Genomic DNA, 4,571 nt, shown 5'->3' on the forward strand with positions numbered 1-4,571 from the left:
CCCCGCCGCGGGACGCCCCGCCCCGAGGGCACCGGCGGTCTCCCCCTCCCTCGCGGGAGGGCCACCGGGCCGGGCAGGTGTGTCCCGGGGGGGAGGGAGGGGTCCGGCCCCGGGCCCCCCCCCCCACGGCCCTGCACCCGCCGATATCGAGTCGACTGTCGCGGAGTTCGAGACCAAACTCTACCAGAAACCGCCGCGCAAGTCGGCCGTTTCGCGCCGCCTCCGCGTACGCGAGATTTACGACCTCGACCTCCTCGAAGTACAGGACCGACAGGCGCTCTTGCGAATCCGCTGTGAGTCGGGCACCTACATCCGAAAACTCTGTCACGACCTCGGGCTCGCGCTCGGCACCGGCGGCCACATGGGACATCTCCGCCGCACCGCGACCGACCCCTTCGACGACTCGACGCTCGTGAACCTCCACGACTTCAAAGACGCCCTCGCGTTCGCCGAAGAGGGTGATGAATCCTGGATTCGGGATATCGTTTCACCCGCCGAACGGGCGCTGACCCACCTTCCGGCGGTTACCATCGCCAACAGCGCCGCCCGCGAAGTCGCAAACGGTGCACCCGTCTACGCTCCCGGCGTGTTCGACGTGGACGACGACGCCGACTTCGGCGACCTCGTCGCGTGTTTCACCGACGACGGGTCCGCCGTCTGTCTGGGCGAACTCGTCGGCGATGCCGACACCGAATCCGGCGAGGTTGTGTCGCTGGAAGCCGTGCTGGTCTGAGGGCCGTTTTCCGACATCGGTCGCTATTTTGCTCACTATTTCCGCCGTTTCTGTTCGACGTCCGCGAGTGTCTCCGCTTGCTCGTGGACCGACGCCACTTCTCGGTCGGCCGCCGCCTTGTCGAGGTCGTAGACGTACCGCCACGACGCGAGCGGGTAGCCGCGCGAGTCTTCCGAGCGGTCCTGCGGAGGTTCGGGTTTCTCTCCCCGTCGGATGGCCCACCACCGGTGGACAGCCACGCCGAATGCGAAGACGACAGCCAGCATCACGAGTCCGGGGAGCAGGCCGAACGGGATGTTCTCCAGCAGAGCAGACATATTGTTGTCATTACTTGGCTGGCGGCAAAAGCGTATCTTCGGTGCGATTTCATAGCACGTCAGGCCGTCTCTCTGCCACGACGAAACGAAGGGCTTAACCGCAAGACACGCATCGCTTTGAATACACCCTGGGACCGTGGGGTAGTGGTATCCTCTGCCGATGGGGTCGGTAGGACCTGAGTTCGACTCTCAGCGGTCCCATAATTTCTCTCGACGCAACCCTTCGAGCCGTGAGTCCGTCAGGACTCCGGCGAGTACTTTCTGCGTCGGGTGAATTATGCACGAAGCTGAGCGTCGAGCCTGGACGTCGCCTCGACCGGCCAGCGACCGCCGTCACTTCGAATCTGGGGGACCCGTAATTCTCCGTTAGATGTGTGGCTAAAGAGCCACAACCCAAGATTACTTCAGATGAAACACTTGAAGCAGGGGTCGCCGCGCCTACTCGGCGCGGCTTGCTAAGCGCAAACCCTCTAAAGGAGTGGGTCTAGGTAGCGCAGTCCAAAGGAAACGCTCAGAGCGCGGAAGTCACATGTTTCCTTGAGAATTTCTTGTTTTGTCCACCCAGTGCTATTACCAACAGCAAACTTATTGTATATTGATTGTTTTACGATGGACAAATAGAACAAGTATCGCCCGAAGGCCTAAATTAGGCTACAGGTCGATTAAAAAGGACTCAAACGCTTCTCGACTTCTTTAGCTGGAGACATATCTGGCGAAGCTCTGCGAGACGTTATTGTTCGAGGGGATTGGAACAAAGGGCGAACTGAATGTAAAGAATGGTTCTCTGGATTAAATCCAGATATTCGTAGTTATGTCACTGAAAACTATTCCTTCTAGAAGAAAATGTGGGTAATACGAACACTCCGAGCAAGGTGGCCACAGGGTGTGTAACCGTCACTGACGACGACGAAGCGTTGACCGTCCAGACGTTGTACCCGAATGAAGTGGTCGGGTTGCCGTCAGGCACGCTGTGCAGACGCATAGAGAAGTAGCGGTGTGAAATATTAGGGCTTATCGAAGTATATAGTCACCATGACTACGGAAATGGAGGTGCAAGCAGTAAACATCTGTCGCTGAATGTATAATTTGATTAGGTGTAGTAGTCACAAAATGTTGACAGTTTGCCAAGAGTACCGCCGACCAGATGATTATCGGTGACAGCTAGTTCTGATTTGTGACTACTTATTTGCATATCTATTTGGTATATTAAATACTTTCATCACCGAGTGATTATTCACCACAGATATATCTATATAGTATACATTTAGAATTCAAATGACAATTCAAAAAAGTTATTTTAACACTATAATTATGAATTGGTATAGTGAAACTCACCAAAAGAGAATTCGGAAGAATTGCCGTGGGGTCGCTTGGAATTGGTATTGTTGGAGGCAGCGTTTCTGCTGACTCTGGTGATGTTACAACACATTCAGGAGGTAGTAAAGAATACGACAGTGATAGTTATGTTTCGTTGGATGTTGGGTCTTCTCTAGAATATGCCACGAGTGAATGGCAGACGCGACCTGACGGTGATGAAGTCTATTCACACATATTTAATGCTGAGATGTGTGCTGAGGACTACAATGAAAATAAAAATGAGAAGTCATATTGGGATCAGATCCCAAACGTTTGTGGCTGAAACAGATGGAACTGCTACGTTCGATACGGTTCCTAACTCATCAGAATATCTAGCTGGGATGGCAAAACCCAGTACAACTGGCGACGGAAATGTTGCTGAAGCCATTTTGGCAACCACAGAAGGTATTTTGGGTGCAACTCCTGTTGGCTATCTGATTAGTGCTGAAAATATTTATTCAGCATATCATGAAGATTATAACTTTGATGGTGGTAATACAACGAAGTTAGAATTTACGGACGATTATTCTTTTGGGAACTGGGCCGCGTCACATTATGTTGGTTTCCAAGTAGATATGCACACAATAAATAGCACGTCCGGTGAAATGAGCGTACGTATGGGTGTCAATGAAGATGGTTGGGGAGCGATGACTGAATTCGATGTAACGTTTGTTCCTGGTGGGTCTGTCTCTATAAATAGTCTGAATAATATCTCATACGATGAATTAGATTCCTTAAGTAACGCGGAACTGAAGCGAATGGGTATTGAACGACTAACTCGAGACGATATCCGTAAAGGAAATTACAACCATCGACTACCGTTCTGGAAGGTTAACGAATATCTCAACCGAGAGGGTCCAATTTACTTGACTGAATTCCCAGTTGAACTGTCGTCGTAGACACTCCACCAATTACGTTTATCACTGATGAATCTCCCTCTTACTAGGCGAAAGGTACTGTCCAGCACCGCAGTAGCTGCGAGTGCGGCGGTTGGAGGTTGCCTCGGCAGCGGTGAAATACTCAAATCTACAAAGTCAGAACCGCGGCGGTTGTTGTTTGCTATGTTAACTAATAATACGTCAACAAATAAACATATAGAAGTTCGCCTTACTCGTGACGACGAACAAGTTCTACACGCAACCTACAAAGTACCACCTGCTGGAACTCCATCACAGGCTGTTCCTGGAACAACGACACCAAGTCAGTATATGATTGAGCCCAGTTGGAAGAATACACCTGCTGAGTTTATCCTCCATGCACGAACGTCCGAGCGTGAATGGGTTAGAAAATCCGCATCAGATGCCCCGTATGAACACGTGGGAGCTTGGATTACTCTCTGGCCTGAGCCGGTAATAAATATGGTCGGATATCCGGAACCGGAAAAAACGAAATCTGACTCACTTGCAGAAAGAATGACCGCTACGGAGGCTCGTAAGTGGTCTAAAATGTATCTCGATAAGCAAGGAGAACGAGATTATCGCGTGACAGGTAGTTCCACCAGAACCAATCACATCTATACGCTCTCATTTTTATAACCCTGATACAGGACTAATTCTCTAGAAAACAGCAAGAATTCCACGGAGCCCCCATCTCGGGGTTGTCACTCGATTAAAACCCCGCTATTCTGTGGAACTGCGTAAAGCATTTTCGTAGGTTCTCGGCCACTCATCTATCGTTGGTCTCGATTCAATGGCAGACAGAACCAAACTCGCACACTGGCTGAACAGCCCTTCAATTTATTGGAAGTCGAGATGTTCCATCACTCTCGAGGTTATATGGTCGGCACGGGACCGAGGTAATTCTGCCGGAACGTCTCGCGTTCCGGTCTTCCCGTCGGGAATCGTGAGTCGCCACTTCCCGTTGTCGTCGAGCGGCTGGAAGTGTCGTGGCTTGACGTTCCGTACTTCGTCGCTGCGGAGACCATGGAGTGCGAGGTCGAGGGCGATGCGTCGACGTGGGTACTCGTCCTCGACGAGTGAGAGGAGTTTCTCTTGTTCCGCGTGTGAGAGCCACAGTCGCTTTCCTGACTTCGATGGATATGGGCGTGCCTGCATGGTTCCGGGTCTGGTAGGTAGCTCTGTTTTCCGGAACCTTAGCTAGTTGGGTCGGGTCGATCTCGGGTGAAAACAGGCCGATTTGGTGACTTCGACGCGCCGGAGGTTACG

The 4,571-nt window shown here is 51.8% G+C and carries 5 protein-coding genes and 1 tRNA gene; 4 read left to right on the forward strand and 2 right to left on the reverse strand.

What is annotated here, in order from left to right; all coding sequences use genetic code 11:
* The coding region (locus QT222_RS11875) for an RNA-guided pseudouridylation complex pseudouridine synthase subunit Cbf5 (RefSeq protein WP_491477292.1) at positions 1 to 733 on the forward strand (733 nt) is incomplete at its 5' end.
* Positions 734 to 768: 35 nt separating this feature from the next.
* Here the strand turns inward: QT222_RS11875 and QT222_RS11880 are convergent.
* Positions 769 to 1,050: a hypothetical protein gene (locus QT222_RS11880; protein WP_491477293.1), complete on the reverse strand. Its 282-nt coding sequence runs from the start codon at positions 1,048 to 1,050 to the stop codon at positions 769 to 771.
* Between the two features lie 130 nt (positions 1,051 to 1,180).
* On the opposite strand from QT222_RS11880, the gene QT222_RS11885 reads away from it, so the two are divergent.
* The 3 genes from QT222_RS11885 (at position 1,181) to QT222_RS11895 (ending at position 3,305) form a co-directional block, all read left to right on the forward strand.
* A tRNA-Pro gene (locus QT222_RS11885) sits at positions 1,181 to 1,251 on the forward strand.
* Positions 1,252 to 2,374: 1,123 nt separating this feature from the next.
* Entirely contained in the window at positions 2,375 to 2,689 is a 315-nt protein-coding gene (locus QT222_RS11890; RefSeq protein ID WP_491477294.1) for a hypothetical protein, read from the forward strand.
* Positions 2,682 to 3,305, forward strand: a complete 624-nt coding sequence (locus tag QT222_RS11895) for a hypothetical protein (RefSeq protein WP_491477295.1) — start codon at positions 2,682 to 2,684, stop codon at positions 3,303 to 3,305. Before QT222_RS11890 ends, QT222_RS11895 begins: the two co-directional genes overlap by 8 nt.
* 837 nt (positions 3,306 to 4,142) lie before the next feature.
* On the opposite strand, the gene QT222_RS11900 is transcribed toward QT222_RS11895, so the two are convergent.
* A complete protein-coding gene (locus QT222_RS11900; RefSeq protein WP_491477296.1) occupies positions 4,143 to 4,460 on the reverse strand; it encodes a hypothetical protein in 318 nt (105 codons plus the stop codon).
* Between the last annotated feature and the right edge of the window lie 111 nt (positions 4,461 to 4,571).

The organism is Haloferax sp. s1 (assembly GCF_058382125.1).